The sequence below is a fragment of the Bradyrhizobium sp. genome, from assembly GCF_049586575.1.
Taxonomy (GTDB): Bacteria; Pseudomonadota; Alphaproteobacteria; order Rhizobiales; family Xanthobacteraceae; genus Bradyrhizobium.
On the sequence record NZ_JBAVCF010000069.1, the window covers coordinates 1 to 1,894 of the forward strand.

Sequence of the window (1,894 nt, forward strand, 5' to 3'; positions counted from 1 at the left end):
CGTCGCGCAAGATGCGAGCGTCCCGGACAATCAGATCCATCACTTTATCCAATTCACGAAGCGGAACCAAGATAGGCGTCGTCGATCATGGCGCCGCGCAGTTCCGCGGGACTTCCTTCCGCTACCACGCGACCGCCGCCGAGGACATAGCCGCGATCCGCGATCGCAAGCGCATAATCCGCCATCTGGTCTACGATCAGCAACGTCATGCCTTCATCGCGTAACCGCGTAAACTGCTCGAACAGTTCGGTTACGACCGCCGGCGCCAATCCGAGTGACGGCTCGTCGAGCAGGAGAACCTCGGGCCGGGCCAAGAGCCCGCGCGCAACGGCCAGCATCTGCTGCTCACCGCCCGAAAGCAGACCGGCCGCCGTGTGCAGACGCGGGCGCAGACGTGGAAATCTTGCGAGCATGTCCTCGATCTCGCCTGCGGCAAAATCGTCGCGGCGCGTCGCGCCGAGGCGAAGATTTTCCGCGACCGTCAACTGCGGAAACACCTGACGCCCTTCCGGCACCAGGATCAGGCCGGATCGCGCCACAAGAGGCGCCGAAAGCGACGTCAGATCTTTGCCCGCCAACCGGATGGTCCCGGTCACCGGCCGGATCAAGCCGCTCAACGCCTTCATCAGGGTCGATTTGCCGGCGCCGTTCGGGCCGAACAGCGCAATCACCTCGCCGCGCCCGACCTTGAGGCTGACATTGTCGAGCACGGCAAGTGGACCATAGCCGGCGCTCAGTCCTTCCACTTCGAGCACCGGCGCTCCAGCGGTGCGTGAGACCGCCGGTCCGGCCGACATCGCAGCGCCGAGATAGGCAGCCTTGACGGCGGGATCGTTGCGCACGACCGCAGGTGTCCCCGACGCAATGCGGCGTCCGGCGTCGAGCACCACGATCTCATCGGAAATCGACATCACAAGCGACATGTCGTGCTCGACGAGCACGATGGCGAGGCCCGCGCGCGCGAGCCGCTGCAGAAGGTTGCCAAGCCTCGCGGTGTCCGCCTCGCTGAGGCCGGCCGCCGGTTCGTCGAGCAGCAACACGGCGGGCGCGGTGCCGAGCGCCCTCGCAATCTCGACCAGCCGCCGATCTACATGTGGCAGCGTGGCGGCCAGTCTCGCCTCCGATCCGGTGTAGCCGACCAATGCCAGCAACGCGCGCGCCAGATCCGCCCGTGCTTCGCCGCGCCACGCGCCACGCAGAAGGCCCAAACGAACATTGTCGAGCACGCTCAGGCTCGCGAAAGGCTGCGCCGTCTGAAAAGTGCGGGCAAGGCCAGCGCGCGCGACGTCATGGGCGGAAAAGCCCGTGATCTCCTCTTTTCCGACGCGTACGGTTCCTGCATCAGCGCGCTGAAACCCGCTGACAAGATTGAGCAGAGTGGTCTTGCCGGCTCCGTTGGGGCCGATCACGCTGGTGATACGGCCGGGGGGCGCAATCATGTCGACGCCCGCGACCGCGACCACGCCGCCAAAGGCCACGCGCACGCCTTCCGCAGCCAGGCTCCCACGTGCACCCGTGATATGGGCCAGAGCGGAATCGATATCCAGCCTGACTTCGGCAGGAGATTTTCGGGGCCGCGTGAGGTGGGCGAGCGCGCCCGCAATCCCGCCAGGAGCTGCCCACAGCACGATCAGGAGTCCGGCGCCGAACACCAGCAGACGATATTCCTCAAGACCCGCCAGCAATTCGGGCAGCAACACGACCACCGCCGCTCCGATCAGCGGTCCAAGCGTGCGACCGGCGCCGCCGACGACGACGACCAGAAGAAACAGAATCGATTGCGAAAACGGAAACGAACTTGGCGCGATGAAGCCGGTCAGCGCGGCCTGCAGGCCGCCGGCAACTCCGGCCGCGGCGGCGGCCAGCACGAACGCGGCCGTGCGTACCGGTACCG

1 protein-coding gene is annotated in these 1,894 nt (G+C 66.4%); it reads right to left on the bottom strand.

Translation table 11 applies throughout. The annotated features are described in order from the left end of the window. Positions 1-53: 53 nt before the first annotated feature. Positions 54-1,894 (bottom strand): ATP-binding cassette domain-containing protein (locus WB528_RS02135; RefSeq protein ID WP_423886778.1); only part of this gene is annotated, 1,841 nt, incomplete at its 5' end.